General features: G+C 45.2%; 27 protein-coding genes. 14 read left to right on the forward strand and 13 right to left on the reverse strand.

All coding sequences use genetic code 11. The features are described from left to right. Positions 1 to 143: 143 nt before the first annotated feature. The 3 genes from IX95_RS04085 (at position 144) to IX95_RS04095 (ending at position 2,929) form a co-directional block, all read left to right on the forward strand. Complete coding sequence (locus IX95_RS04085; RefSeq protein ID WP_038157079.1) at positions 144 to 1,598, forward strand: FAD/NAD(P)-binding protein; 1,455 nt, start codon at positions 144 to 146, stop codon at positions 1,596 to 1,598. Between the two features lie 2 nt (positions 1,599 to 1,600). Beyond that, the gene (locus IX95_RS04090; protein ID WP_038157082.1) at positions 1,601 to 2,464 is read left to right on the forward strand and encodes a permease; all 864 of its coding nucleotides are present in this window, start codon (positions 1,601 to 1,603) and stop codon (positions 2,462 to 2,464) included. A 111-nt stretch (positions 2,465 to 2,575) separates the two neighbouring features. After that, entirely contained in the window at positions 2,576 to 2,929 is a 354-nt protein-coding gene (locus IX95_RS04095) for a tRNA-binding protein (RefSeq protein WP_019277337.1), read from the forward strand. A gap of 96 nt (positions 2,930 to 3,025) precedes the next feature. Here the strand turns inward: IX95_RS04095 and IX95_RS04100 are convergent, their stop codons facing one another. The 4 genes from IX95_RS04100 to IX95_RS04115 all read right to left on the reverse strand — a co-directional run bounded on the left by IX95_RS04100 (position 3,026) and on the right by IX95_RS04115 (position 6,581). Further along, the gene (locus IX95_RS04100) at positions 3,026 to 3,526 is read right to left on the reverse strand and encodes an SRPBCC family protein (protein WP_038157084.1); all 501 of its coding nucleotides are present in this window, start codon (positions 3,524 to 3,526) and stop codon (positions 3,026 to 3,028) included. A 197-nt stretch (positions 3,527 to 3,723) separates the two neighbouring features. Next, on the reverse strand, positions 3,724 to 4,989 hold the full coding sequence (locus IX95_RS04105) for a RidA family protein (protein WP_038157085.1): 1,266 nt from the start codon (positions 4,987 to 4,989) through the stop codon (positions 3,724 to 3,726). 447 nt (positions 4,990 to 5,436) lie between these two features. Then, entirely contained in the window at positions 5,437 to 6,192 is a 756-nt protein-coding gene (locus IX95_RS04110) for a hypothetical protein (RefSeq protein ID WP_141650583.1), read from the reverse strand. A 248-nt stretch (positions 6,193 to 6,440) separates the two neighbouring features. Then, positions 6,441 to 6,581 carry a hypothetical protein gene (locus tag IX95_RS04115; RefSeq protein ID WP_006960052.1) on the reverse strand — a complete coding sequence of 47 codons (141 nt, stop codon included), beginning with the start codon at positions 6,579 to 6,581 and terminating at the stop codon, positions 6,441 to 6,443. A gap of 235 nt (positions 6,582 to 6,816) precedes the next feature. Here IX95_RS04115 and IX95_RS04120 point away from each other — a divergent pair, with 235 nt between their 5' ends. From IX95_RS04120 to IX95_RS04130, 3 genes are all read left to right on the forward strand, one after another. Further along, entirely contained in the window at positions 6,817 to 7,110 is a 294-nt protein-coding gene (locus IX95_RS04120; RefSeq protein ID WP_019277332.1) for an ArsR/SmtB family transcription factor, read from the forward strand. Continuing rightward, positions 7,097 to 7,669 (forward strand): RNA polymerase sigma factor SigZ, encoded by a 573-nt coding sequence (sigZ, locus tag IX95_RS04125; RefSeq protein WP_038157089.1) that lies wholly within the window; start codon positions 7,097 to 7,099, stop codon positions 7,667 to 7,669. Before IX95_RS04120 ends, sigZ begins: the two co-directional genes overlap by 14 nt. Before the next feature lie 122 nt (positions 7,670 to 7,791). Beyond that, a complete protein-coding gene (locus IX95_RS04130) occupies positions 7,792 to 8,481 on the forward strand; it encodes a glutathione S-transferase family protein (protein WP_038157090.1) in 690 nt (229 codons plus the stop codon). A gap of 65 nt (positions 8,482 to 8,546) precedes the next feature. Here IX95_RS04130 and IX95_RS04135 read toward each other — a convergent pair whose 3' ends face one another. After that, positions 8,547 to 9,854, reverse strand: coding sequence for a YjiH family protein (locus IX95_RS04135; protein ID WP_038157092.1), 1,308 nt, complete (start codon positions 9,852 to 9,854; stop codon positions 8,547 to 8,549). A 266-nt stretch (positions 9,855 to 10,120) separates the two neighbouring features. Between IX95_RS04135 and IX95_RS04140 the strand changes: the two genes are divergently transcribed. Both IX95_RS04140 and IX95_RS04145 read left to right on the forward strand, forming a co-directional pair. Further along, a complete protein-coding gene (locus IX95_RS04140) occupies positions 10,121 to 10,507 on the forward strand; it encodes an MAPEG family protein (RefSeq protein ID WP_038157093.1) in 387 nt (128 codons plus the stop codon). Continuing rightward, a complete protein-coding gene (locus IX95_RS04145; protein WP_038157095.1) occupies positions 10,507 to 11,031 on the forward strand; it encodes a hypothetical protein in 525 nt (174 codons plus the stop codon). The genes IX95_RS04140 and IX95_RS04145 overlap by 1 nt, the downstream gene beginning before the upstream one ends. A gap of 458 nt (positions 11,032 to 11,489) precedes the next feature. Here the strand turns inward: IX95_RS04145 and IX95_RS04150 are convergent, their stop codons facing one another. Continuing rightward, positions 11,490 to 12,512 carry an acyltransferase gene (locus IX95_RS04150; RefSeq protein WP_038157098.1) on the reverse strand — a complete coding sequence of 341 codons (1,023 nt, stop codon included), beginning with the start codon at positions 12,510 to 12,512 and terminating at the stop codon, positions 11,490 to 11,492. A gap of 235 nt (positions 12,513 to 12,747) precedes the next feature. Here IX95_RS04150 and IX95_RS04155 point away from each other — a divergent pair, with 235 nt between their 5' ends. From IX95_RS04155 to IX95_RS04170, 4 genes are all read left to right on the forward strand, one after another. Beyond that, the gene (locus IX95_RS04155; protein WP_038157101.1) at positions 12,748 to 13,338 is read left to right on the forward strand and encodes a TetR/AcrR family transcriptional regulator; all 591 of its coding nucleotides are present in this window, start codon (positions 12,748 to 12,750) and stop codon (positions 13,336 to 13,338) included. A gap of 115 nt (positions 13,339 to 13,453) precedes the next feature. Then, positions 13,454 to 14,302 carry an alpha/beta hydrolase gene (locus IX95_RS04160; RefSeq protein ID WP_038157105.1) on the forward strand — a complete coding sequence of 283 codons (849 nt, stop codon included), beginning with the start codon at positions 13,454 to 13,456 and terminating at the stop codon, positions 14,300 to 14,302. A gap of 161 nt (positions 14,303 to 14,463) precedes the next feature. Further along, positions 14,464 to 15,852, forward strand: a complete 1,389-nt coding sequence (locus IX95_RS04165; RefSeq protein WP_038157108.1) for an SLC13 family permease — start codon at positions 14,464 to 14,466, stop codon at positions 15,850 to 15,852. Between the two features lie 275 nt (positions 15,853 to 16,127). Beyond that, entirely contained in the window at positions 16,128 to 17,120 is a 993-nt protein-coding gene (locus tag IX95_RS04170) for an immunity 49 family protein (RefSeq protein ID WP_235202577.1), read from the forward strand. A gap of 89 nt (positions 17,121 to 17,209) precedes the next feature. On the opposite strand, the gene IX95_RS04175 is transcribed toward IX95_RS04170, so the two are convergent. From IX95_RS04175 to IX95_RS04185, 3 genes are all read right to left on the reverse strand, one after another. Beyond that, positions 17,210 to 18,724: a sensor histidine kinase gene (locus IX95_RS04175; RefSeq protein ID WP_038157110.1), complete on the reverse strand. Its 1,515-nt coding sequence runs from the start codon at positions 18,722 to 18,724 to the stop codon at positions 17,210 to 17,212. Further along, a complete protein-coding gene (locus IX95_RS04180; protein WP_038157113.1) occupies positions 18,711 to 19,409 on the reverse strand; it encodes a response regulator in 699 nt (232 codons plus the stop codon). Before IX95_RS04180 ends, IX95_RS04175 begins: the two co-directional genes overlap by 14 nt. Before the next feature lie 90 nt (positions 19,410 to 19,499). After that, complete coding sequence (locus IX95_RS04185; protein ID WP_038157115.1) at positions 19,500 to 20,030, reverse strand: hypothetical protein; 531 nt, start codon at positions 20,028 to 20,030, stop codon at positions 19,500 to 19,502. A gap of 243 nt (positions 20,031 to 20,273) precedes the next feature. On the opposite strand from IX95_RS04185, the gene IX95_RS04190 reads away from it, so the two are divergent. Further along, a complete protein-coding gene (locus tag IX95_RS04190) occupies positions 20,274 to 20,525 on the forward strand; it encodes a DUF3081 domain-containing protein (protein WP_019277322.1) in 252 nt (83 codons plus the stop codon). A gap of 49 nt (positions 20,526 to 20,574) precedes the next feature. Here the strand turns inward: IX95_RS04190 and IX95_RS04195 are convergent, their stop codons facing one another. Further along, positions 20,575 to 20,931 carry a DUF413 domain-containing protein gene (locus tag IX95_RS04195; RefSeq protein WP_019277321.1) on the reverse strand — a complete coding sequence of 119 codons (357 nt, stop codon included), beginning with the start codon at positions 20,929 to 20,931 and terminating at the stop codon, positions 20,575 to 20,577. Between the two features lie 192 nt (positions 20,932 to 21,123). Between IX95_RS04195 and IX95_RS04200 the strand changes: the two genes are divergently transcribed. Continuing rightward, positions 21,124 to 22,017: a LysR family transcriptional regulator gene (locus IX95_RS04200; RefSeq protein ID WP_038157118.1), complete on the forward strand. Its 894-nt coding sequence runs from the start codon at positions 21,124 to 21,126 to the stop codon at positions 22,015 to 22,017. A gap of 41 nt (positions 22,018 to 22,058) precedes the next feature. Here the strand turns inward: IX95_RS04200 and IX95_RS04205 are convergent, their stop codons facing one another. The 3 genes from IX95_RS04205 to IX95_RS04215 form a co-directional block, all read right to left on the reverse strand. Next, positions 22,059 to 22,640, reverse strand: a complete 582-nt coding sequence (locus IX95_RS04205) for an FMN-dependent NADH-azoreductase (protein WP_038157609.1) — start codon at positions 22,638 to 22,640, stop codon at positions 22,059 to 22,061. Between the two features lie 249 nt (positions 22,641 to 22,889). Next, positions 22,890 to 25,910, reverse strand: coding sequence for an efflux RND transporter permease subunit (locus IX95_RS04210; protein WP_038157121.1), 3,021 nt, complete (start codon positions 25,908 to 25,910; stop codon positions 22,890 to 22,892). Between the two features lie 14 nt (positions 25,911 to 25,924). After that, the gene (locus IX95_RS04215) at positions 25,925 to 26,719 is read right to left on the reverse strand and encodes an efflux RND transporter periplasmic adaptor subunit (RefSeq protein ID WP_038157123.1); all 795 of its coding nucleotides are present in this window, start codon (positions 26,717 to 26,719) and stop codon (positions 25,925 to 25,927) included. Positions 26,720 to 26,721: the final 2 nt, after the last annotated feature.

The following is a 26,721-nucleotide window of genomic DNA, read 5'->3' on the forward strand; positions in this document are numbered from 1 at the left end:
TTTACTCTTTCGGTTTGTTACACATATCCAAAGTTATGTTTTCAAAAATAAAACTAATTTTATACAAACCTGTTGCATATTGATGTTAATTTTATAAAATCCTCAATTCATTCGACTAGCTGATAGTTCTATTTGAGGTATAAATGGAAGTTTTTGATATCGCAATCATTGGTTTTGGTGCTAGTGGTGTTGGTTTATTAAATGAAATACAGAATGAAGTTTTTACGAAACGTCACCTAAAACCAAACATCGCCATATTCAATAATCAAAAAAGTTTTGCTAAAGGCAAAGCCTTTGGGGATGCATCGCCAATACATATAGTAAACACACCACCAGAGTTAATGTCGCCGTCAGTTGTAGAGCCCAACGGGTTTTGGCATTGGTTGCGTGAGCAAAATTCAATGGATTCAAGGTGGCCGACTAGAATCACGTTCGCTAAATATCTGGAGTATGTTTACAGCGATATCCATGCTACTGGCCTACTCAACCTGCACGAGGTTCAACGAGATGTGCTTTCGTTACAGTATGTTGAAGGTGCGTTTGAGTTAGCTCTTCAAGATGGAGAATTGATTAAAGCTCGTGAAGTAGTTTTATGCTTGGGATCTCTCAATTCTTCCAATTTCTCCGATCTAGAAGAGCTACCAGGGTTTATTAATCATCACACCCAATATAATCAAACAGTTAATGAACCAGTTCTAATAGCGGGCTCTGGTCTGACAGCGGTAGATGCATTCAGGCATCTAGATAAATCTAAGAATGCGAGAGCAAATATCTTTTCAAGAAATGGATTGGCGCCAACCTGTTTGAGTGAAAAACATCTATATGCACCAAAATACTTAACTTGGAACTCCTTAATTAGAGAAAGCCATTTATCTCCTCTAAAAGCTTTTATGAGATTGCTTTTGAAAGAACATCGCTCACTTCAAAATGAAAGCGAATTCAAGACGGCGATCCGTTTGTTACGCACAGGAAAACAAGCAGAATACTTTAGGTATTTGGAGGACCGTGCTGCTAATGCCGACCTACCTTGGCAAGATGTATTAGTCTCCACAAGGTATTGGTTTCATAAGTTTTGGAAGGCGATGCCAATACAAGAGAAATATCAGTTTGTCTCCAGTTTTGGCTCTCTGTGGGCTGCGTGGCGCCATCCTATTCCGATGAGTTCATTTAGTCAGTTGGGTAATGCTGTTGACGAGGAAAGGCTTGAGTTCTTTAAGGCAACATCTAAACCAACTTATGAGAATGGCGTATTTCGGGTTCCTACTGTAAGAGGTACCATGGAGTCACGAATGTTGTGGGATGGTACTGGCGGTAGTCCAGTAATACGTAATTCAGTCAGTCCTTTGTTAGATCAATTGATTAGTGAAGGATATGTCGAGCCGCACCCATGTGGTGGTATTTATATAAACCCTAAAACTTTTGAAGTATCTTCCAGTCGTAATGAGGTCAGTGGCTTATATAACATTGGGCCACTAAACAAGGGCGTTTTGTTCTCCACTAATGCCTTTTGGTTTAACGCTCAATGTTCAGAAAAATGGGCTCATCAGTGGGCGAAGCGAGCTGAAGCAAGGACAACTGAGCATAAGGTGGTAGTTTAATAATGGCAACTCTACTCCCTTTTATCTATTTGCTTGTGGGAATCCTGATTGGCAAAAGGCAGCTAAACGTCAAAACGTTTTCATCTCTTGTACTCACTAAGATAGTGATACCTTTAATTATCATCTGGAACATCTCCCTTCATTTAGAGGAAATGGCATGGGTTATCGCATTGACGATGGTGTCAATGCTAGCGATATTCGCTTGCCGACACTGGATGGGAAAAGATGCAATTCGAAGTTTATGTTTTTGCTATCTGAATATAGGTTGGTTGGGCTTGCCAATTGCCCACACATTGCTTGGGGATGAAGCTGCTAGATTCGTATTAGCTGCGTATATTGGAAGCTCCATTGTTGGTAACTCAATTGGCGCGAACTATTTAAAAAAAGAGGCATTCTCGGTTTTAAAGATTCTGAGTTCGCCACCGGTGATTGCTTTACTTATTGGTTGTTTGTTGATTCCAGTTGGGAGCGATATCGAAGTATACGGATACCATATGTATCTCGTGTCCAAGTTCCTGATGAGCTTTTTAGGCATGATGATACTTGGTATCTGGCTTTCTGAAACAAGTTTAAACAAAAGCGATGTGTTGGCTTACACCAAGTCTTATGCACTTAGAATTGTGATATTGAGTACAGTGGTTCTTGTCGTTTTTGGCATCAGCCAAATATCAAACTCAGAGATTGTGTATCAACAACTGCCGTGGCTGTTTTTAATCTGTCTGCTTCCACCTGCTGCTAACATTATTGTCCTGGAAACCTCCTATCTGGGCACAGGGACGAGTGCGGCAAGAATTTCGGTAGAAACCATGGTAAGTATCGTGGTGATTGCGGCTTACGGTATAGTGGTACACTCGTTGAGCTTATAAAGAGGCATCAGGGACATAACGATTTGCGGCGTTTGTTATGAATATCAATTTGTTGAAGGCCAAATTCGAGTATTAGTAGTGATGTTGAGACGAATACAAAGGAACCAATATATGAAACCAGCTCCAATCAAAGATTTGATTACATATGACGACTTTTCCAAGCTGGATATTCGAGTCGGTACAATTACAGAAGTTAGCGAAGTTGAAAAATCAGATAAGCTGATGAAACTGACAGTCGACTTTGGTGATCATACTCGCTCAATTTTGGCGGGGATCAAACAGGAGCGAGCAAATCCACGTGAGATTGAAGGTAAACAAGCTCTGTTTGTTGTTAATCTTCCTGAAAGAAAAATGGCCGGTGAAATCTCGCAAGGCATGCTGTTTGATATTGGCTACGAGGATAAGATAACGCCGTGTCTAGCCATGCCAGAATCTGAAGTGCCAAATGGCTGTCGAGCGGGATAGATTCTGTGGGGTAGGTGAAAAAGCAGCGTGTATAGCGCTGCTTTTTTGTTGGCTGAATTAGCTGAACAGTTGAGTCTTAGATAAACGAACTAAGCCTTATATCGCATGTACGGATTTATAGCTTGGGTTCTGGTTTTCCATGTGGTGTCGAAGGTCATCTAACACTTGCCCAAAGTTCTTTGATAGCCCTAATTTTAGAAATGGGTAAGCTAGGTAGCCAAATGTGGACAGTTCAATATTAGACTCCCAGGTAACCAAACATTTTTCTGCGGACACTTCTTTAACAGAGAGCGTGACAATGTTTTTCTTTACCGGAAATACTTTTGGAGCGTTGAATGGCACGACATCAAACTGAAAGCGCATATCCTGCTCTGAAAAGTACAAGATGTTTTCTTTTGCTTTGAGCCCATTTGGCTTGTCTGTGAACTCGCAGACACGACCCGCAACAGGTGCGCCATCTAAGACATTGCCTTCTTTCAGCGCATAGGAGTCGACAACAAACCCCATCCACGTGTGCGCATGTTCGAACTGATCTGCAACAATTTTCCACACATCAGATGATTTACGATTGACTTCAACGACTTTTAAGATATTCATAATCACATTCCTCTAGGTCTGACATATCAGATTGTTCAATCAGTATATGTGGACTAAAAATGTGACGATATAGATAAAAATGCGCCTTTATGGTGCGTTTTTGAACCAATTTCAGTATGGACGCTAAGTACCGTCTTCGCATTAAAATAAGAAGCCGACTAGTTTAGTCGGCTTCTCAAACGCATCGTTCTTATCGGTTACCCTCTAGGAGGTGTCCCTTCGCCGTTAGAAACAACGACGTCGATTTGCATCAGTGCATTCATGGCAATATCAGAGACTCCAACGACGGTTCTTGCTGGTAGATCTCCTTCAAAATACGCTGCGTAGATTTCGTCTACGATGTGCAGGTCTTCAATATTACGCAATTGAATATTCACTTTTACAATGTCATCCATCACATGATCAATGCTTTCAATAATGGCTTTAATGTTGTTCAAGCATTGCTGTGCCTGTTCTTTCACGCCACCAGTTACCAGTTGATTAGTCATGGGGTTCAGGGGTAACTGAGCCGCGATGTGATTATAGTGAGAAAACGCAACGGTGTGAGTGTGTAATGCATTGAAAGGAGCGCCGTCAGTATTGTGGGCCCGAATGACAATGCCGTGTCTGTCTTCGACTTCTTGTGGTGGTGTGCCGTCACCATGCGAAACGACAACATCCATCTGAACCAAGGCATTCATTGGTAATGCTTTTGCCGAAATGATAGTTCGAGCTGGCACATAAGCGACGCTGCGGGCAATGGCTGAGTCGGGGAAGAAGGTTGTATAAACTTCATTGACGGCGTCGAGATCTGCCAAATCACTCAGGTAGACTCGTACGTTAGCGATATCATCGTATGGGACATCAATGCTTTCCATCACGGTTTTAATGTTCGTTAAGCATTGCTTAGCCTGCTCTTTCACTCCGCCTTGAATAAGGCTGCCAGTGGCTGGGTCTATCGGCAGTTGCGCCGACAAATTGTTGTAGTGAGAAAAGGCCACTGTTTGTGTCGATATCGTACTCGTTGGGGCTTTGTCAGTATTTCTGGACAATTTAATCAAGTCGCAAGGAGCTTGTGGTGCCGTACCTTCACCATTTGAGATCAGGGCATCCATTTGAACTAACGCATCACTTAGCGGCAAGGCTTCAACCGCGAGCGCTGTGCGTGTAGGTAGATGTTGCTGGAAGTAGTTAGCATAAACCTCATCAACCGCGTCTAAGTCATTTATATTTTTAAGGAAAACGTTAATCTTTACGACGTCCTCAAGCGTGTGATCGATGCTTTCAACAATCGCTTTGATGTTCTCTAGGCATTGTTTCGCCTGTTGCTTGATATCTCCAACAATTATCTCTCCTGTTTCTGGGCTGACAGGCAATTGGGCCGAAATATTGTTGTAGTGAGAAAACGCCACAGTTTGCGAAGATAGCTCGCAGATCGGCGCACGTTCGGTGTTTCTGGAGACTTTAATGATACCGCCACTCATGTCGATGTTTATCCTTCTCTGTTGTCCGTAGATATCTTTGTATCTTTGGTAGGGTTTATGTGTTGGATGAGAGTGACGAGATAGTAGGTGAATAATCAGTGGGTAATTGTGATAAAAATCAAAATACAATTTGGCAGGTAGAGTTTAGAAAATTAGGATTTTTATTCACTTAAAGAGAAAATATCCAGAAATAATTATTCCTACTGGCAATATTGGTTATTTCTTTTGGAATATTCCACTTGGGGTGCATAGCTAACCAGCGTGACATTTTATGGATAGCCTATGTTTCTTCTTATTCTGGTGACGAGTTCACAAGAATGCGGCAGATACGATCATTTCCATACTTTATTGGCGTTGTTTATTCCTAAATAGATACATAAATACTATTCATCGACATTGAATAAATGGCGTCACGCCGGAAGCCTGTCTCCGGCGCTGGTCGCCCCCTTATATTTTCAAGCTTCTGGGCACCTCGTCCATCCATCTTTTACATGTTTTCCACCAGTCTTCAATCTGCGGCTTGTGTGCAGGTTGAAAAGGTCTTTGCGGCGGTAAGAATAGATTTGGAAACTGAGCAGGCCAACTAGTGAATGAAGGGCCACCATTTTTCATCCAAGTGATGGAGTCCATGTTGTACTGACCGCTCATCAGCGGGCCACGCACTAATATTTCGCCACTGTTTAGCCAGCATATACGCTGACCTTGAGATTTCCCGACTGGAATTCTGACCGTGAAGCCAATTGGAATAGCGACATCCTCCTGCATGGAAAGACCTAGTGTGAACTGATCACAACATTGAATAGAGACACCTTGGGCAATATTTTTCTCAGCGGCAGGTAGCCAGCAAGTCGTGCCTTTACCAGTGTCACTCATAGTGAACTCTGGGTAGTCGTTAGTGCCTTCTGATTTTAGTTCCCCCATGAGTAAGTCTGGCCAGCAAAAGTGACAACCGGGGAAGCCTCGGTAGAGGGCTAATGTATTGCGTCGCCATTCTTTAATCATATTGTGTAGGTAACCTTCATCATCTTTAGCTGAAAGCTCGTAGCACTTACTTAAGCGGAAAGTGATGGGGATATTAGTAGTTTTGCGTTGAAGGCAATTGAAATCCATATAGAAATCACCTTCCGCCAGCTTGATACGGTGGGGGTATTCGCAAAAGTGAAATTGCAATCGCAAGTCACCTACAAACAGAAAGTTTGACACGTTCATTTCTCCTCAAAGCACTTGTTTGGATAAATATCGCAAAGCGTTAGTTCAATATATGAGCCGAGCAAACTCATCATATAGACAGAGGGGAGGAGAATGAACTGGCTAAAATATGGTCAAACCAGATAGTTAAATTGGAGGTTTCTAAGCCTAACAATGGGGTTATCGGTTTGTAGTCCAAGTATTGGGGGAGATAAGGAAAAGCCAGATACGCTGAGCCTCTGGCTTTGAGAAAGGACGTGGTTTTACTCTTCTGCTGTGGCTTCGTGAATGGCTTGTTTTGTGTCGCCCCACACTTTTGATGAATCATCTTTAACCCCTTGCCATGTGTTGGAACAGCCGCCAATCAGCAGAGCAATGGCCGTTACAATCAATGATACTCTCATGTTTTATCCCTTAATTAGCACGTTATCTTGTGACTATATCAAAAACGGGTTGGCTAAATGTAAAATTCACTTCAGGATTTGTTTTCGAACAAACAGGAATCGAGGATTAGGTGGCTACTCTTAATGAGTCACTGTTGAAAAATAGCATCCCCATATTAGGATGTTCTGTTGAGTACATTGCAAAATGCATATATTTCGATTATTTTAGAAATAATGTTTTATGTAGGAGTGACTGATGGAACTTGAAGTTGTCGCAAAAGCGTTGAAAGAGCTAGGCCACCCAACGCGTCTTTCCATCTATAAAAGTGTTGTCAAAGCCGGGTTTCAGGGGATCGCCGTTGGTGCGATTCAGGAACAGCTGAATATTCCCGGTTCGACGTTGTCTCACCATATCTCGAGTTTGGCATCGGCAAATTTAATCAGTCAGCGTCGTGAAGGCCGCACACTTTATTGTGTTGCAGAGTACGAGTGCCTAGAAGGAGTGATTGGTTTCTTACAAGATGAGTGTTGTGCTGATGAACGTTGCTAACCCCACCTTAAAGCTTGAAGATGTCTGGACTCAGTATCAGCAAGCGGTCAAATCCTTTCTTCATTCCAAAGTCAGTAACCCCGATGATGTCGATGATCTTCAGCAGGAGATACTGATCAAAACCTATCAGAACCTGAATACAGTCAAAGACGCTGAGAGTGTCAAATCCTGGCTGTTTCAGCTCGCCAACCGAACCATCATTGATTTTTACCGCAAGCGAGCCCGCCAGCAGCGTGACGGTGAATTGGAAGCCAATGATTTGTGGTTTGAAGAGCAAGAAAAGTCCATCGAGCAGGACATGATGAAATGCATCAAGCCTTTCATTCAGGCGTTACCTGCCGATCAATCGGAACTATTGGATGCGGTGGAACTGCAAGGTGCAAGTCAGAAAGAGCTGGCTGAGAAGGCCGGTGTGAGCTACTCCACGCTGAAATCTCGCGTACAGAAAGGCCGTACAGAGCTGCGTAAATTGTTCGAAGGCTGCTGTTCTCTTTCTTTAGACAAGCACGGCAACGTGATCGATTGTGAAGAAAAATCAGAGAGTTGTGGTCGTTGCTAAACCTATTGGCTGGATTTTCTAAAATAATTTCGCCTTTTTATCGTCTTCCTTTTCTTAGCCTCGTCTTAAGGGTGTAAGTGATGCAAAAGCATCGATTCTTAAGATACAAGAGAGTGTACAAGATGATTAAAGTAGTTAGCTTCAAAATTTGTCCGTTTGTTCAACGTGTGACTGCTGCGCTGGAAGCGAAAAAGATCCCGTACGAGATTGAGTACATTGATCTGAAAAACAAGCCGCAATGGTTCCTTGATATCTCACCTAATGGTCAGGTTCCGGTCATGGTAGCGGAAAACGGTACGGCGCTGTTTGAATCGGATGCGATTATTGAATACATCGAAGATGAATTCGGCCCGCTTGAGCAAGGGGTAACAAACGAGCAGCGTGCATTGGATCGTGCATGGAGCTATCTAGCGTCAAAACACTATTTGGTTCAGTGCAGTACAATGCGCAGCGCGGATGAAGCGACCTTGACGGAACGTGTCGAGAAGCTGGCAAAAGCGTTTGCCAAGGCGGAGAAGCAGTTAGCTGGGCCATTCTTTAAAGGCGATCAGATGAGTAATGTGGATATGGCTTGGCTGCCGCTGTTGCACCGAGCGCACATTATCAAGTTACGTACCTGCTTTGACATGTTAGAAGGTTTACCAAAAGTTCAAGCATGGCAGAACAAGATTCTGGAGTCTGGCTTGGTAGAAAAAACCGTTGCAGAAGATTTTGAAGAAGCATTTACCGGCTTTTACCTGTCTGATCAGACTTTCCTAGGTAAAGGTGAAGATTGCACTGCCAGCTCAGGTTGCGGCACGGATTGCTGTTAATTGGTTTGTCGCTATGCCCCGGATCATTAACCGGGGCACTTTTCATGCTAAGTCTGCCCAACGCATTATCCAAACAAGATCAATGCTGTTGGGATAGCCATTGTGAGGCTCAAAGCGGTTCTTAAGAACCAAGTTACAATCAGGTGACTAATTTTTAGAGGGAGTTTTGTCGATAGGATACATGGGATAGATGCGGACATAAAAAGGATAGAAGAAACACTCACGACTCCCGTAACAAACCGAGAAACTAGGTCTGTGTCTTGCATTATCAACGCAGGCAAAAACATTTCTGCCAGCCCCGCTGCAATTGCGCTGGCGAGCTCCTGACTATTGTCGATACCCCATACCCAAATAAACGGATAAAGAGTGAAACCTATCCAGTCAAAGATCGGTGTATATTTTGCTCCAAGTAATCCAATAAAACCTACTGACATAATTGAAGGCAGAATGTTAAGCGTCATCATTAGGCCATCTTTAAGGTTGGTCATAATGCTTACGCGAATGCTGGGTGCTTCATCGGCTGCTTTCAAACCAACCTCTAAAGCAGAACTAAGTGTTACTTGGGTTCGATTAGTTGGAATCTCGGTGCTTTTTTCGTTATTTAGCGTTGATAGGGGAGGGAGCCTGGCTGTTATGGCTGTGACTAGGAATGTGATGATTAGAGTAACCGCAAAGTAAGTAGCCCACATATCCATCAAACTTAAGGCTTTTGCGATAATAAGCATGAAAGTTGCTGAAACAGTAGAAAAACCTGTAGCAATAATGGCTGCTTCGCGAAGTGAATAATGTCCAGAAACGTACATTCGATTGGTTATAAGCAGTCCAATTGAGTAGCTACCAACAAATGAGGCAAGTGCATCAATTGCAGAGCGACCAGGGGTTCTCCAAATTGGTTGCATGACTTTTTGCATTAGTGCGCCTATCGATTCCATCATTCCGTAATTGACCAGAAAAGCGAGAAATATAGACCCAATTGGGACGATGAGACTGACAGGAATAACTAACTTCTCAAATAAAAAGGGAAGCATGTCTGGAGATTGAAATTGTGTAGGCCCAATTTTTGTGACTGCTAAAAATCCAGCGATCACTCCAATCCACTTTAATATTAGAAAAATTTGCTCGGTGCGATTGTTTCTCCAGCCCGAGTTAAATAGTGGGTACAAGGCACCTAGAGTTATCATCAACAACGCATACCATGAGGTATTGGCTCCTAGTTGGCTTTGCGCAATCTTCACGATGTGGTCGATCGGAATGCTCTGTAAGCCACCTATGGTGATGGGTGCAAAAAAGACAAATATACCTATACCACTAAGGCCGAAAAGTCGGCACCAAGAGGATAGATGTGGTTTTTGATGTTCTAATAGCTGGTTCATACATTTCCCAAGTACACTGACGTAATGATTTTTATCGTTTTCTATACGATATATATGCAATTGGGAGAGTTAAAGAGCGTCAACTCACTGAAGAGAAACATAGTTAGAGTTTTTGCATGCTTTGGAAGCGGACTCACTGACGGAAGCTATGAAAGAGTATCTTATTTCTTGGAGTTTCTTTTGAGGAGTCGTTGTACGTCAAAGATTTTCTCCATAACTTCTGAAATTATTCTCTACAATAATCAGAGTAACAAGGAGAAATACTTATGATTACAGCGCTTTACGCGTCGATATTAGCCGCATTGATGATATGGCTGTCGATACAGGTAATCAAACAGCGTCGCAGTGCTAAAGTTGCCTATGCAGATGGTGGAGTGAATGCCCTTCAGGTTGCTCGCAGTGCTCAGGGCAATGCGATGGACTATATCCCAATCACTTTGTTCTTAATGGCGATGGTTGAATTTAACGGTGCCAGCCCTTGGATGATCCATCTGGCTGGGGTTGTATTTGTTATTGGCCGACTCATGCACGCTAAGTCGGTATTAGCTGAGAAGCTCAAAGGTCGAATTACTGGTATGAAGTTGACCTTTCTGGTTATGGCGGTGCTTATTGCCCTTAACCTCGTTTATCTGCCTTTTGGAAAATTATGGTAATGCCTTTCAAAGTTCCGCCCGCTTGGTCTCTGGTACTGGTTGGCCTAGTTCTCAATATTCTTGCGATTGTCATGTCGAGTGTGGTGTTGGATAGGTTGAGTGCTCAGATCGCGACTTTGGCAGAGCAGAAAGACGAAAACATCTATTCGATTCAGCTCGCCTGGAGCAGTGTCGAAACCTTGGAGCGTAAACGCGAAGCTATTTTGCTGCACTTGAGTCAGGTCGGAGTCGATAAGATCGATGATGCGTTACAAACCGCGCTTCAAGGCCAACTCAGCGCTTGGTTAGGTGGAAGTGTTCCGCTGATCAGTCGTGAAAATCTGAGTCCATTAATGATGCAGATTAATCAGGCTCAGCAGGGCTATCGTAATCAGATTGATGATTATTATCTGAAGAATCTTACCATTACCGAAGTCATGGCGGCTTTGAATGAGAAAATCGCTTGGTACAAAAACATCGGTTTGTTTTTGCAAGTCTTTGGCCTGGCTTTGATTCTGGCGCGAGATTTGGCCAGAAAACCCTGATTAAGCCGATCTTCAACTAGGTGTGACCTAAATAAGAGACTTTTTATATTTTTCCATGGATGCATCTAAGTAGCTTAGTATCATGGAACTTTATTGAATCTGCATTAACTAATTACAAAACGTATCTAAATAGAATGAGGTTTGCCTTGGCGAGAGTGATTCTTACATTTTATGTTTTGTTTCTGTCTGGATGTGCAGTTAGTAGTGCACCGAGCTCCCCAATCTGTATCCCAACAGGTATTGGTATTTACTGCGGTGGTAATACATAGCGACATGTCCTAAAGCTCCGTCGTAAGCATACTCAACAGTTTAAAGACTCACTTCAATTGATGTGCTTAACGTGGAATCCAGAAAAAGAGTTAACCTAAAACGGAGCTTCAGAATCGATGATTCTGAAGCTTTTCTTTTTTAATTGAGGCATTTGTAGATTGAAAAAACAAGGCCAACTCAGTGCATGGCTAGCGGAATAGCCAGCGCCTGAGAGGTGTTTTGCTCATTGTGGTGACGAAAGTTAAGGTTAAGAAAACAGTCCCGATCAACACTGCCGCATCTTTGCTTGCCCCAGTCATGCCTGCCATCCCGGTGATATTCATCATCAAAATAATCATTGGAAGATGTGATACGTAAATCGCCAGCACATATTTTGACAGCGATGTTATCGCCCAACCTTTGCCTAGTTCTGGCTTGGCGAGTAGCCAGAGAAAGCAGCCGAGGCTCCAGAGTAGAGTGCCGAACAGGTAATCGTTCTCGTTAAACGTATGGCCTAAACTTGATAGCCAGTAAGCTTCACCGAAATGAATCGCCATACCCGAAAACGCTATGAACAAGGCTTGTCTGGCAGTGACAGAAACGTTTTGCTGGCGAATGAGTAAGCCAGCGGTAAACAGCAATGTACTGAAAAACGGGCCGTTACGAGTAAAAAAGGGCGCCCACATCTCAGTGACCAGTTGGTAGCTGCCTGCAAGCGTGCCATATAAGTAGAGCAAAGCGGCGACAGGAAGCATCCAGCCAAGCATGTCTTTATGAATGAAGAACGCACACAGGGTAGCCGCCAGCATTAAGGCAGGCAAGAACCACAAGTGTACCAAGCCTCCTTCCATCAGCGAGTTTATCGGGTTTTGTGCCAGAAAGTGCCAATAGCCTTGTCTTTCAGCTAGGTAGCCATGCTCGAATAAAACACCGAAGTTGAATGGCATCAGCAGGCATATCAGACTCCAGACTACAAAAATTCTAAATAATGGTGTTATGTAGCGCTTGAGCGTTTCTATTGGTGCGGCACTGAGCTTAGGTTGAATCAGGTAACCGGCTATGAGGAAAAACAGTGGCACAGCGAAGCGCGTCGTCTGGTTAAAAATGTAGCCAAACCAAGGCGTGCCTTGATATTGCCAATAGGTGAGGAACATCTGACAGTGCATCGCGAGAATCGCAAAAATAGCAATAACGCGACCCAGCTCAATACTGTGAATTTTATCTTTTTTCATCGCAATATGGATAAGGAATAATTTGCGCTTACGCTAACAGTTTTGGGATGCCGATAAGCGGTGTCAGGTCAAACTACTCGGGCGTTTCCTTGGATATTGAGCCAATTCTGCGAGTCGGGTCGAGGCCTTACAATTGTTACACTTATCGGCTGGATTCGTAACTATCGAGACATTTATAGATTGCAAAAAAGTACGAACGTGCTAAAAATAAAAAGAGTGAATAAGTGAGAGTATGATGAGCAAAGGTAAAGTAACCCGAGACAATATCCTGAGTAAGGCATTTGAATTGGCGAGCGAGAACGGGCTGGAAAGCCTTACGATCGGTGAGTTGGCCAAGCAATGCGGTATGTCGAAAAGTGGTTTGTTTGCTCATTTTAACTCCAAAGATAACTTACAGATCGCGGTTTTGGAGTATGCAAACCTGATTTTTACCCAACGGGTGATTGCACCAGCGAGAGAGCAAAGCAGCGCCCTTCGTCAGGAGCAGAAGATTCGTACTCTGCTGGATAATTGGCTTGGTTGGAATCATTCATTTCAGGGCAGTTGCATGTTTTTGGATGCATGGAAAGAGACCAATCCAGAAGCGAACCCAACGCAACAAGCGTTGAAAAAAACCATCGCGACTTGGGTCGAGTACTTGAGAATTCAGGTCGCAAAAGGGGTAGAAAATGGTGAGTTTCGCCAAGATCTTGACCCGAAACAGGCTACCTTTGAGTTGTATGGCTTGTATTTGAGTGCTCACTTGTTCTATTCGATTCACGGAGAGCACGAGAGTTACCAACATTTCTGGCAAGGCGTTGAACGCATGATAACAAGCTGGAAGTAATCATTAGCTGGCTGAGCCACTAGTCTGAACATGAACTGGGCTCGGCCAATAAATCAACTAAAAATAGCACGGTCGTTCGCTTTTTAGTGAGGCGAACCCGAAAAGGATAACGACCATGAGTGAGAAGATTTATTTTAATACCTCGAACAAGTTCAGTGTTAAGAAGAGCTTAGTTAACCTGACGACACGCTTGCATCACACGCTGGCACCGAGTCACGCAAAGCAGACCGCTCGCAAATTGCTGCTGACGCCAGCGAGAACGAAACCAAAGAATGCTCAACCGGAAGGCTTAGTCATGGGCGAAGTTCAATCTCAAGAAGGGCCACTTAAGACCTATCAACTCGGTCAAGGCCCGGTTTGGGTGCTCACTCATGGTTGGTCTGGTACAGCGAGCCAGTTCTTCCCATTGATGGAGCATATTGCTTCACAGGGCTATACCGCACTGGCGTACGATCATCCCGGACATGGTGAAAGTGGCGGTTTATACGGACATATTCCGGCGTTTGTGCATGGTTTGGAGGCAATTCTTGATAGCGTTGATGAAGTGGCAGGTTTAGTGGGCCACAGTATGGGAACTGCTTCAGCGATTGAGTGCCACCATCAGAAACTGGTCGACAAGCCATTACTGCTTATCGCTCCGGTATTGGATTACCTTGATAACCTGTTTGGCAGCGTCGCTCGCTCAGGCTACTCAATGCGTTTGTTTAGTGCGGTCGTCTCTGAAGTGGAGGAGCAATACCGCTACCCGATTCAGTCGATTGACCCATACAACAAACTGAAATTACGCCAGTCGAAAACCATCATAGTGCATGACGAAGGGGATAAATTTACTAAGTTCTCTGTATCGCAGAAAGCGGCACAGGACATGGAAAATGTCACCTTGGTCGCGACTCAGGGACAAGGCCATGGGCGGGTAATGAAATGCCCTCAAGTCATGCAAAGTTTTGATGAGTTGATTGCGTAATAGACAAATTGGTTATAAATAAAACTCCAGTTATTTCATTGTTTTAACAGGGTTAACCTCGTTTTTGATATGGTTAACAATTTCGAAATGAAAAATATTTCCTCATGAGCTTATGTGGGACCATTTGCATTGCCATCTGGCCCTCATGAGGAAATATAATAATGAATAGAAATGATAGTGTTCCATTGCCCACAAACACTCGGGAGTGGCTGTTAAACCGCAACAGCCTGATTGTTCTTGCCAATGTCGCCTTATTCGCGACCCTCTACTTTACACTGCCCTTCGAACCTCAGGTCGTTCTTGGTCTGAGCATGTTAACATTTATCGCCATTCTCTGGCTCACTGAAGCACTGCACGTAACCGTTACCGCTATTTTGGTGCCTGTTATGGCCGTTTTGTTTGGTGTGTTTGATACTCAAACGGCCCTAAATAATTTTGCCAATTCCATCATCTTTCTGTTTCTTGGTGGCTTTGCATTGGCTGCAGCGATGCACCGTCAGGGGCTAGATAAAGTCATAGCCGATAAAGTGTTGCTCATCGCTAAAGGAAAGATGAGTGTCGCGGTGTTTATGCTGTTCGGCGTGACTGCTGCGCTGTCAATGTGGATCAGTAATACCGCGACCACTGCGATGATGTTGCCGTTAGTGCTGGGTGTCTTGAGCAAAGTGAATTCCGAAAGTGGCCACAAAACTTATGTGTTTGTCCTGCTCGGGATCGCTTACAGCGCCAGTATCGGCGGAATTGCGACCATCGTTGGCAGCCCACCAAACGCCATTGCAGCAGCAGAAGTGGGGCTGAGCTTTACAGACTGGATGAGTTTTGGCCTGCCGACTGCCATCATCTTGCTGCCTATCGCTGTGGCTGTGTTGTTTATGGTGCTTAAGCCAGACCTGAAAGGTCAGTTTGAACTTAACAATGAACCAGTAAACTGGGACAAAGGCAAAATTGTCACCTTGGGTATTTTTGCTTTAACGGTTTGCCTGTGGATTTTCAGTAAGCCAATCAATGCGTTGATTGGCGGGTATGCTAAGTTCGATACGGTTGTCGCTTTGGGTGCGATTGTTGCGGTTAACTTTGCTCGCGTGGTGCATTGGAAAGACATCGAGAAGACGGCTGACTGGGGCGTATTACTGTTGTTTGGTGGTGGTATTTGTCTTAGCAATGTGCTTAAGGCAACCGGTACCAGCGTTTTCTTAGCTAATGGTTTGAGTGAGTTAATTTCGCACCTAGGCATCTTCTTCATCGTTGCGGTGATCGCTGTATTTGTAGTCTTCCTGACCGAGTTTGCCAGTAACACCGCCAGTGCGGCGCTGCTTATCCCTGTATTTGCCAGCGTAGCGGAAGCATTTGGATTATCGCCAGTGGTGTTGTCTGTATTGATCGCCGTGGCGGCATCTTGTGCCTTTATGTTGCCCGTTGCCACCCCGCCTAATGCCATTGTGTTTGGCTCCGGGCATGTTCAGCAAAGTGAAATGATGCGCGTAGGCCTGATCCTCAATATCGCGTGTATTGTCGCTCTTACCTTTATCGCCATGACATTCTGGGCGTAAGTCAACGACGTGCCTATCTTAAAGTCTTGAGCGTATCTCGGTTAGGCTTTTCCCTTAAAAAATCATCGCCTCTTGATAATAAGAGACAATGATTTATACCATTTACTTTGCAAATTTAGCGGTTGCTCTGATTCGTGTGATTAATATCTTAGCTCTGACGGGAACGTATTGAAGATTGTTTAGTAAAAAGTAGCATGCAGAGTTTTGTAAAATAAATCGCTTATTTGGTTTTGGAATAGCCAAACGTGTTAGCGCGCAAACTTAGGACTAAAAGCATGTCTATGTACGATTTTTCTCAACATTATTTTCCGGAGCGATTAAAAGAGTCTGGCGCGCTGGAAGGTCGCCCTCAGGACCTGATAGTTCAAGTACATCGCCGTATAGAGACGTTTAATTTATTAGGCAATGAACGCTATCCATTTATTATGTATAGCGTAGCTGATGATCTGGTTGGGTATGCGGTTCAATGTGAAATTTTTGGTTGCGCACACAACCAAGTCAAATGGCTACTGAAAGAGGCGGTTAATGCCTACCGTGCCCACTTTAATATGGAGCGCCTGCCAGGTAAGGAAGTCACTTTTGAACTGTTTGGTCAGACTCGCCGAGCTACCAGCGAAGAAAAGTCACACCATACACGTGATGCTCTATGGTTAAATGCTGTCTGTCTTGCTGAACTCGTCGATGATAAACCAGCACTGGTGGATTTATTGGCTTACCCTACAGAGAACTTTCTTAATGTCGGCAGTATTTCGCCCGTTAAGACAACAGTTCATTTTGTTGACCTGTTCAAAGCGTTTTTTGGCCGAGAGCAGGATATTGAAGTAAAAAGTGACGTTTTTAACCGCTGTAATGCTTTAGCTCAGCCTGGTGTCATTACATCAATTGATACGGAATTGGCTGAAACTTATGCTTGGTTTATGAAAATACCATTTTTTCAGTTGGTAGGTTATCAATGGGGTGTTCAGCAGGAATCGTTAGAGGAAATCGCTCAAGCCGCGATGCAAGCCAATTACGATTATTTTAGTCAGATAGCGCCTCAACCTGGGGAGGTTACTGGACCTGAAACTGTGGAATTAAATGATAATTACGCGCTAATGCATGTTCATCTATTGGCATTTTTACGTGTTATTTACCAACAGAAATGGCAAGTCGTGGATATTGAGTCTCCATTCTTACCTTTGTGGTTAATTAAAGGCGAAGGCCCTAGCCTAGCAATGCTCAATCAAGAGCCACCTGTTTTCGACTTATCTATGTTTCAGCATAAGTGAATAGGAGTACCAGCCACCTAGAGTATGGGCACTAGGTGATTGGTAGTGAGACTGTTTATGCTAAGTAGCGCTAAGGTGAGTGTCCTTAATTACTTTCTTACTTGCTTTGCCCTCTTCAACCTAACCTCCACCCTCAGCCCACGCTGGTGGTTGAGAGTCGCGTTACTGAACTTAACTTCACCGGACATCTTTTCTATGGCACTGGTGACGAAACTTAGCCCTAATCCATTGCCCTCTGTTGAGCGGCTAGCTTCCTGCCTGAAGAACTTTTGACCTAGTTTAGCTAAGCTCTGCGCTTCGACGCCGCCGCCCTGATCAGCAATGGTCAGTATGGTGTGATCATTGTCGGCATAAGTGTTGATTTCAATCGCTCCTCCTATTGGGGAGAATTTTGCTGCGTTATCGATCAGGTTACACAACACCTGAAACAGCAGCTCATCGTTTGCCATGACTTGTAAATCGGGCACCAGATTTAGAGTCAGGTTGAGTTGTTTTTCTTCCATAACCGGTTCATACAGTTCGTGAACACTGTTGATGACGGTACTGAGATGATTGGTCTGAAGGTCTAGTGTTTCACTACCTCGTTCAAGACGGTTTATTCGCAGCAGCGTATTAAAGGTGTGGACCAGCTTTCCTAGTGTGACTTCCAAATCAACCAACTGAGGGTTTTCAGCCGCTAACCTTTGAACTTTGTTGTACACCGCTGTAATCGGAGTGCGTAAATCATGGGCAATGTTATTGGCTTGCTCGCGACTGGTGTTGACCTGCTCTTCAATGCTATCCAGCATCAAGTTAATCTGTTGGCTGGTTTCTGCCAATGGCCCACTGAGCTGATTGATTTCAATCCGCTGACTGAGACTGTTGGTCTGCTGAATTTTATGGCTGGTGGTATTGATGTCGGTAAGGCGCGCTTTGATGTTACGCAGCATCAGCATGGTGATCAGATAACCCACAACCAGGACGGCCCCTATGCTCATCAATAGCAAATTGATCGTGTTGGTAAAGGAGTCGAAGTAGTCCAAATTTAGCGAGATATACATGACTTGCCACTGTGACTGGTTAGGCAGCAGTAGCATGATTGTCGTGTCGTTGTTGATTGAGTGAGCGAGTTCAGGCTGCTCAATTTTAGGGTCGCTTTGCAGTAGTTCGATCATTTTCCTTTCGGCTTCAGCATCATCTAAGCCACTGAAGGTGATACTAAAATGGACATCCGATAATGAGAGCGCGTCGGCGTCTTCATCATCTGGCAGCATACCGAGATCATCGAGCAGAGAGGCTTCACCTTTGGCAACATCCCAACCTTCTCGAATCAATTCTTCACCGAGTGTGCTGCTGAGTTGCTCATTACTGACTTTGGGACCAAGCTGATAATAAAACAGGGGGTTGCTCTCTTGCCGAACCAGCTCTTTGAGCACGATAGACTGCCCGTCGTCATACCATAGGTCTTCGACCATTCTGGCTTCTGATTCCAGTAAGGTGTAGGCACCCACGTCCAATATCCAGTTGCTGAGCTCTTTTTTGGCAAACAGAATGATCAGAATTCCGGCCATCACCAGAACACCATAAAGTGAGAGAAGTTTCTTAAACGGATCAGTCAGGAACATCGTTTTTTACCTGAAGAATGTAGCCCGCGCCGCGCACGGTGTGGAGAAGAGGAGTGTGGCCATCAAGGTCGATTTTCCTTCTTAGACGACTGATATGAACATCTATGACGTTGGTTTGCGGGTCAAAACTGAAGCTCCAGACTTTTTCCAGCAACATGGCTCGGGTGATGACTCGCCCTGCATTGTTCATCAGGTACTGGAGGATCTGAAACTCGCGATTGTTAAAGCTAATCACAGTGTCGCCGCGCTTGGCCTGACGGGACAACAGATCTAGTTCTAAATCATCAATCACTAAAATTTGGTTGTCGGTTTTATCAGAGTTGCTATTTGCTCTTAAGGCAAGTAGTTCAACCCTAGCCAGTAGCTCTGAAAAGGCGAACGGCTTGACCAGATAATCGTCGCAGCCGTTGCGCAGCCCGTTGACGCGCTCTTCAACACTGTCCAAGGCGCTGAGAATTAGGATAGGTGTCTCTTTACCACTGGAACGAATCGCTTTCACCATTTGTAAGCCATCAACTTCTGGCATCATACGGTCGGTGATGATGACGTCGTAGTCAGACTGCATGACACTGATCAGGCCCAGTTTGCCATTCTCGACAACGTCTATCTGATGACCGCTTTGGCTAAAGCTCTGACGCAAAAAGTCAGCCTGCTCCTGATTGTCTTCAACGAGTAATAGTTTCATCTATGGATATACCCACTGCTTTGCCCTGACGATTGCCAGGGCGTTAGATATCATCGACTTAATATACGCTGATGATGAGATAATCTTAAATTATAGTTCTGCCATGTTGTGCATTTCGACATCCTCGTCATACATTTCCATGTCTTCAAAGGACTCTTGGTAAATGGAGGTGACTTTGAGAGTGTTGCCGTCGATTTGCAGCATCGTTGCTTCCTCAGCGTAAGCTTTGTCCATCAGCATCACTTGATAAACGACACCGACCGGCTGATATTCTTTAAATGCTTCGCCAACCTGTCCACGAAAGTTGTTCTCAACAAATGTCAGTACGTCCAAAAGGCTGTATTTGGCTGAGCTGGTGTCGACGACTTGGCTTGTACCGCCTTGACCGCCGAGTTTGACCAATTGTGGTGGATTGGATTCTTCGACCTGAGCAACGTATTGATCTTTACCGTTGTCATCGACCGCCAAAGCGATGTACTCATACTTGGCTGGGTGTTCACGTTTGATTTGTTGCAGTGCTTCGACCGCGCTGATGGTGGGGCCGCTTTGGCTCTCGCTTGCCATCGCTGGCGTGATCATAGTGAGTGAAAGGCAAATGAAAGCAATGGATGATTTAAGCATAATGTAATCCTCGATCTGTAAGGGATGTTGTGTTGACCCAAACAAGATTACGTGACGCACCTAAATCCCTTCTGACCTGAACATTACAAATAATTCATCTAACTGTTCATGCGGGCGATGAATGTTTTGTGGGGCATACAGTGAAAGAAAAGTTGCCTAACTTTTGACCTCGCTCAAAGTTGGTTATGGCGAAAAAGAGACGTGCTACTCATACTTAAGAGGTATAAACACGGAGAGTAAGTGATGAAAAATGAACTCGACCCGACCAAGATACTTCACGCGTATGAGACGGTGATGGCGAACGGAACGCCGACTGAATACGGCAAGATGTATGAAGGGGTAGAAGCCTTCTCCGACTACGACGGATACAGTGTGTATCTACGTGGCAACGGCGTTGAGCTGAAGATCGGTTTTCACAATACCTATCATCTGGAGTACGATCAGGAGCATCTGCGTGACACCTTCCTGAAGAAAGTTGCGACACTCGCGAAGTAATGCATTAGCGATATGAAAAGCCCCTTGGTTCGGGGCTATGTCGTTATGGCTAATCTTCTTCGGCTAGGCTGACATCTTCAGAGTAATCTTCAATGGTATCTGGCTTATTGCGACCATTAAGAGTGTGAAAACGCTTACGGCCACGCGCTAACTGCACGTACTTCAGCCAGACTCGCTCCAGTTTTGATTTCGCTTTACCTGGGTTTTCTATCACCTTAATAAAGTGCTTTTCCTCGGCATTTTCTGGCTCGAGTATTCGCATTTCCAAACCCTGCATCGTATCCCCATAAAGCGTTAGGATTTCCTCTTCTGCAAGCGTAAAATCCCCGGACTTGGCAAAGCCACGTGGGAATTTGGTGTTGTCATAAAAACGTTTTTTGCCGTGACGAAATAGAGTGTCAGACATTTTGGTAGCCTCTATAAACCTACTTGGTTGAACTAAAACGAAAAGTAGGCGTAAATTTAACAAAAGAAAAACAAAACCTTTTTATCGTCCTAATTAAACACTTTTATGAAGGTTAGATAACAGTTTGTTTAACGGGAAAATAAGTGCAATCCATTATTGTTATCCTTTAATGCTCTTTACTGAGGTATGTCGATGGACGTCAAAGTCTTCAAAACATTTTTAGAACTGGCCAATGTGCGTCACTTCGGGCGTGCGGCGGAAAACTTATACATCACTCAGGCGGCTGTGAGTGCGCGAATTAAGCAACTGGAGAGCTATTTTGATACCCAGTTGTTTATTCGTGACAGGAACAACATCAAGCTGACGTCATCTGGTGAGCGTTTGGTAAGTTACGCCGAAGTTATGGTGGCTACTCTTCAACAAGCAAAGTTAGAGTTGTCTTTGGAAAGTGGTAAAGCGTTACAACTGACGATGGGTGGAACGCCAAATGTTTGGGATGCCTATTTACAAAACTGCCTGAGCATTGTGACGGATTCGTTTGGTGGTTACGGGTTTATGGCTGAAGTGATGGGGCGAGAAGCGCTGAATCGCAGCTTGCAGGAGAGAACACTGGATATGGCGTTCGCGTTTGACCAGATTAAAGCGGACGAACTGCACTGTAAAAAAGTCGCCGATATCGTTTTGGTTCTGGTCTCAACAGAAGAGCATACGCTAGAGAGCGTATTTGAGGATAAGTATGCTTATGTTGATTGGGGAACCAAGTTTGCGTCTGAACATGCTGAGCGACATCCGAAAATTCCAGCTCCTTATTTGAGAACTTCAACTGCACGTATTGCAATGGATTTCATTCTTGAAAAGGGAGGAAGTGCTTACTTACCTGCGTCGCTAGTGGAACCATTTATTGCCAGTGGGCAGCTGTTTAAAGTGGTGGGTGTTGAGGACTGGCACCGACCCATCTACTTAAGTTACCGCAAGGCGAGCTCTTCGGTTGAAGCGATTGAACAGGTGGAGGAGTTGGTGAAAGACATTGACCCAATTACCGCGTACTCATTACAACAAATGGCGGATTTGCCATTAGATGAATAAACAAAAAGCCCTCGGTGTGCCGAGGGCTTTACTAAATCGGGTTAAACCAATTTAGCCAATTGCTTTAGTGCATCTTCACGCGCTACGGCTGCGGCATCTTCACCCATGTTCAGGGCTTCTGCGTAGACAAACTCAACATCGGTAATGCCAATGAAACCTAGCATTGTCGTCAGGTAGCTTTCGATTGAGTTACGTGGCGAGTCTTTGTGCAAGCCACCACGTGTAGTCACGACGATCACTTTCTTGTTTTCGATTAAACCAACCGGGCCTGTCTCAGTGTAAGAGAAGGTCACGCCAGCACGAGCAATTAGGTCAAACCAGTTTTTAAGCTGAGTCGGTACCATGAAGTTGTACATAGGTGCACCAATGACAACGGTATCTGCAGCTTTGAGCTCATCAATCAGTTGGTTAGATAGCTCCAATACCGCTTTAAGATCATCTGATAGGTCATTGCCGTCACTGCGCAGAGCGGTTGCGACATTCATATCAAGCACAGGTACAGGTGTCGCGGCTAGGTCGCGCTCAATAATGCCCGATTTGTCTTCAAGAGCGTGATCGATCAGCTGGTTCGATTGAGAGTGAGGGCCCAGAATGCTGGATTTAAGAACAAGTGTATTCGTCATAATCATGTTTCTCTGTCTAGTCAGGCTGGATTCAATCGAGCCTTTGTGTCTGTTGCAACTGAGTTTAGGTTTAACGGAGGCGAGAAAAAATCCACTCTCTTCGAGGGAGACATTCGAAATTTTTGAATGACTTTGTTTGATGTGTAAAGCGGCTCACCTTGAGACTAGCCCAGATGAAAATATTCAGCCTGAGCCCCATGGCAGTGGTCAAAGTGAGCCTTATTCTTAGCTATTTTCTTGGTTACCCTATTATTCTGCGAGGGTTTGCTTTCGAGCGAAACATAACGCGTAGAGCGCTGGAACAACAATCAATACCACGGGCAATGAGAACAATAAGCCATAGCCGAGAGTGAGTGACATTGGCCCCATGTAAACATCGGTTCCGCCCAAGCCATACGCTAATGGTAATAGGCCCGCTACCGTGGTGATGGAGGTGAGCAAAATCGGGCGCAGTCGACTCACTGACGCTTCAATCACTGCATTGAGGGCCGCAAGCCCTTCCGCTCTGAGTTCGTTGATGCGGTTAATCAAGACCAGTGAGTTATTGACCACGACGCCTGTCATGCCCAGTACTCCGATCAAAGCGAACATAGACAGAGGTTGCAGGTGAACCACCAACGCCATTAATGCTGCAACGACCGCAAAAGGGATCACCGACATCACCAGCAATGGCTGTAGCAGTGAATTGAACATGATCGCTAAGACGAAGTAGATCGCAACAATCGCCGCAGGGAAGGCGACAACAAAGCCACTCATGGTTTCGTTGGTGCTTTCCGCTTCACCACCGACATCAATTGTGATGCTCGACGCGTATTTGCCATTGAGGTCACTCAAAAGCTGATTCGAGAGTGCGACTGGGCTGACGTCGTCGCTGGTTATTTGCGCAGTGACCGTGACTTCACGCTCACCATTGTAGTGCTTAATCAATCGCGGTGCCTCAATCTGCTCAACCGTCGCCAATCGGCTGAGTGGAACTCGGTCACCATCCGAGGTGTAGATTTTGGTCGTACTCAACTTTTCGATATCTCGATATGGAGCATCAAGTAAAAGTCGGATGTCGACTTCCTGATCGCCGAGCCAGGTTGATGTCACGCTATCACCATCAAATGCTAGGCGTAGTGTGTTGGCTAAGTCAGACACGGTCAGATTGTAGGTCGCGAGCCAGTCGTATTGCGGCACTATGTTTAGCTGCGGATCTTTGAGGGCTTCATTATTGGTGATGTCTGCAACGCCGTTTTGCTGTTCTAACCATTGGCTGACCAGTTCGACAGCCTGATCACGTTCACTGGTGGTTCCGCCAAGAACACGGATTTCGACTGGCTCTCCCGGAGGTGGTCCGCCTGCATCAATAGAGAACTTAACGAACAAGCCCTTTTTCTTCATTTCCAACTGATGATTGAGATCTTCAATGATCTGAGCTGCACTGCGCTCGCGCTGATCATAGCTGGTCAGTGTGACAACGCCTTCACTGACTGGTGTTTCGTAGGTCATATCCCAGGAAACCAGTTCGCTGTCAGGCAGAGAAGTAATGGCCTGCTCAACGGCGCTGTGGGCTTCACGCACTTTGTCGAGAGGTGTGCCCGGTTCGATTTCTGTATAAATCTCGATGTATTTCGCTGATTCTGAAGGGAAAATATCGAGCTTCAAGGTGCTGATTAATCCCAGTGAGCCAACACAGCACACAATGGCCACAACCAAGACCGTTTTCTTGAATTTCAGACAACGTGTGAGAAGTGCGGTGTAAAATACGCTAATAGCGGCGAAGCGGTCAGGTTTGTCGTTGCCCTCTTTACTTTCTAATGAGCCAGATAAATGCGCGGGCAGGGTAAAGGTACATTCCGCCATGGAAAACAGCAGCGCAGCAATCACGGTGATTGGAATCACCAAGACCGCTTTACCCATCACGCCGGGGATAAAGGCCATCGGGATAAAGACCAGAGCGGTTGTGGTTAAGCTGGCAATGATGGGCTTCATTACCTTTTTGGTGCCTGAAATTGCGGCCTCGACGCCTTTTTTCCCTTTTTCTCTTTCCTGATAAATACTTTCTGCCACCACGACGGAGTCATCGACAATAATGCCGACAACCAGCAGCAGTGCGGCCAACGTGATGCTGTCTAAGTTAAGCCCGATGGCAGGCAATACCATCATGACGCCAAACACACAGAATGGAATCGACACCGACACCCAGAACGCGATTTGACGCTTAAGAATCAGGCTTAAGACGAGTAAAACCAGCACCAGTCCGATCCCGCCATTGGTGGCGACAATCGAAAATTTATCGTTCATGTCATCGGCAATGTTCTCACTGATCTCGAACTGGAACTGACCGTTAAGACGTGTTTGCTCTTTCTCTAACAGTGCTTTGACGTTTTCAACCGTGGCAATGATATCGGCATTGCTGCTGTTGGTGACGGAGAAAATAATCGCATCTGAGCCGTTGACTGTGCCCTTCTGCGTGGCCTTGGCAAAAGTATCAACCACAGTAGCGACATCCCCAACTTTGACTAAGGTGCCTTTGCCGAGGCTTTTGACTACGATATCGCTGATGTCTTGCGCGGTTTGTACTTGCGTCATGGTGACGATTTTTTGCTCTCGACTCCAAGACTCCACCACACCACCGGATTGGGATAGGTTGTGCAGTTCTACTGCCTGACTGAGATCGTCAAACGTCACCTGATAGCGACTGGCTTTTTCAGGATCAATCTGAACCCAGAACTCACGCTCGTTATAGCCAAACATCGTCACTTTGCCGACGCCGGACACATTGTTGAGGCTCTTTTCTAGCTGGTAAGCGTAATTCTGTAGCTGTGCTTCATCGTCTTCTGGGTTCGATAATCCAACACCAAAGCGCAATATATCGAGTGAGGATGTTTGCATCTGAGTGACGACCGGAGGATTGGTGATGTCTTCCGGTAACCCTTCAACTCGGTCAACTGCCTGCTGAATGTCGCGCAGAATGCGAGCAGCGTCTTCGCCGGGTAAGAATTCTACTTCTATCGCCGACACACCATCCGTCGACTGAGAGGAAAAATATTTGATACCTTCAACACTACGCAGCTCCTTTTCTATCGGATTGGTAATGTTGAGCTCAACATCCTGAGCGGTGGAGCCTGGGTAAAAGGTTTCTATATCCGCTGAGTCAAAAGCGATATCAGGGTACTCTTGAAGTTTAAGAGTATAGAGAGAAGCGGCTCCGGCCAGCATCACCATGATGGTAATGATGCGGGCTAAAAACTGGCGCGTGGCAAAGTAAGCAATCAGTGATTCCATTGTTCCTCCCGATCTTAATCTTGCGCGTTAGCGCTGATTGAGTTTGATGGAAGTGAAGTCGTTGCGTAGACAGACATGCCTGGCTTGAGGTGGAAACCCGGATTGTCGACTTCAATTTCAATCGGATAGGCGCGGGTTTCGGTATCCATTTCCACCCCGATGCGTTTAATGGTGGATTGGATGCGGTTGCCCGGTACTGTTTCGGTCCAGACTTCAATGGGTTGCCCGACATTGAGCTCCTTCATATCGTGCTCACTGGCAAGCAGGCGTATGGTCAAGGTATCAATATTGACCAGTTGATAGAGTAGGTCGCCCTGACTGACCCAATCACCAGATTCTGCGCTACGGCTGACGACAAAACCTTCGATGTTTGACGTTATTTTGGTGTTACTCAGGTCTTGTTCCGCTTCTTCTAGCTCGATCTTAGCCAGATCGACATTGGCTCTGGCATTGAGGTATTCCGCTTTGGCGATGTCCAACTCATTGGCAGATAGGCTCTTTTTGCTGACCAGCTCCTGATAACGTTCAAACGTGGCTTTGGTCAGTTGCATATTGGCTTGGGCTAATTCTAGGCTGGCTTTCTTTTTGGCTACTTCAAAGCGAAAATCCTGCACTTTGATTCTGGCTAGAACCTGATTTTTGCCAATTAAGTCACCCGGTTCGAGCAGTGCAGATTCCACCACACCGTCGACTTCAGCAACGATGCTTTGTCTGTGTTTGCTTTGCACCTGACCAATCAACTCAATGGCGAGAGCGGGTCCGGTAATGAGAATGCCTGCGATGGCGAGAATCGAAAGTTTTATGTTCATGG

Source organism: Vibrio sp. B183 (genome assembly GCF_000740665.1).
Taxonomy (GTDB): domain Bacteria; phylum Pseudomonadota; class Gammaproteobacteria; order Enterobacterales; family Vibrionaceae; genus Vibrio; species Vibrio coralliilyticus.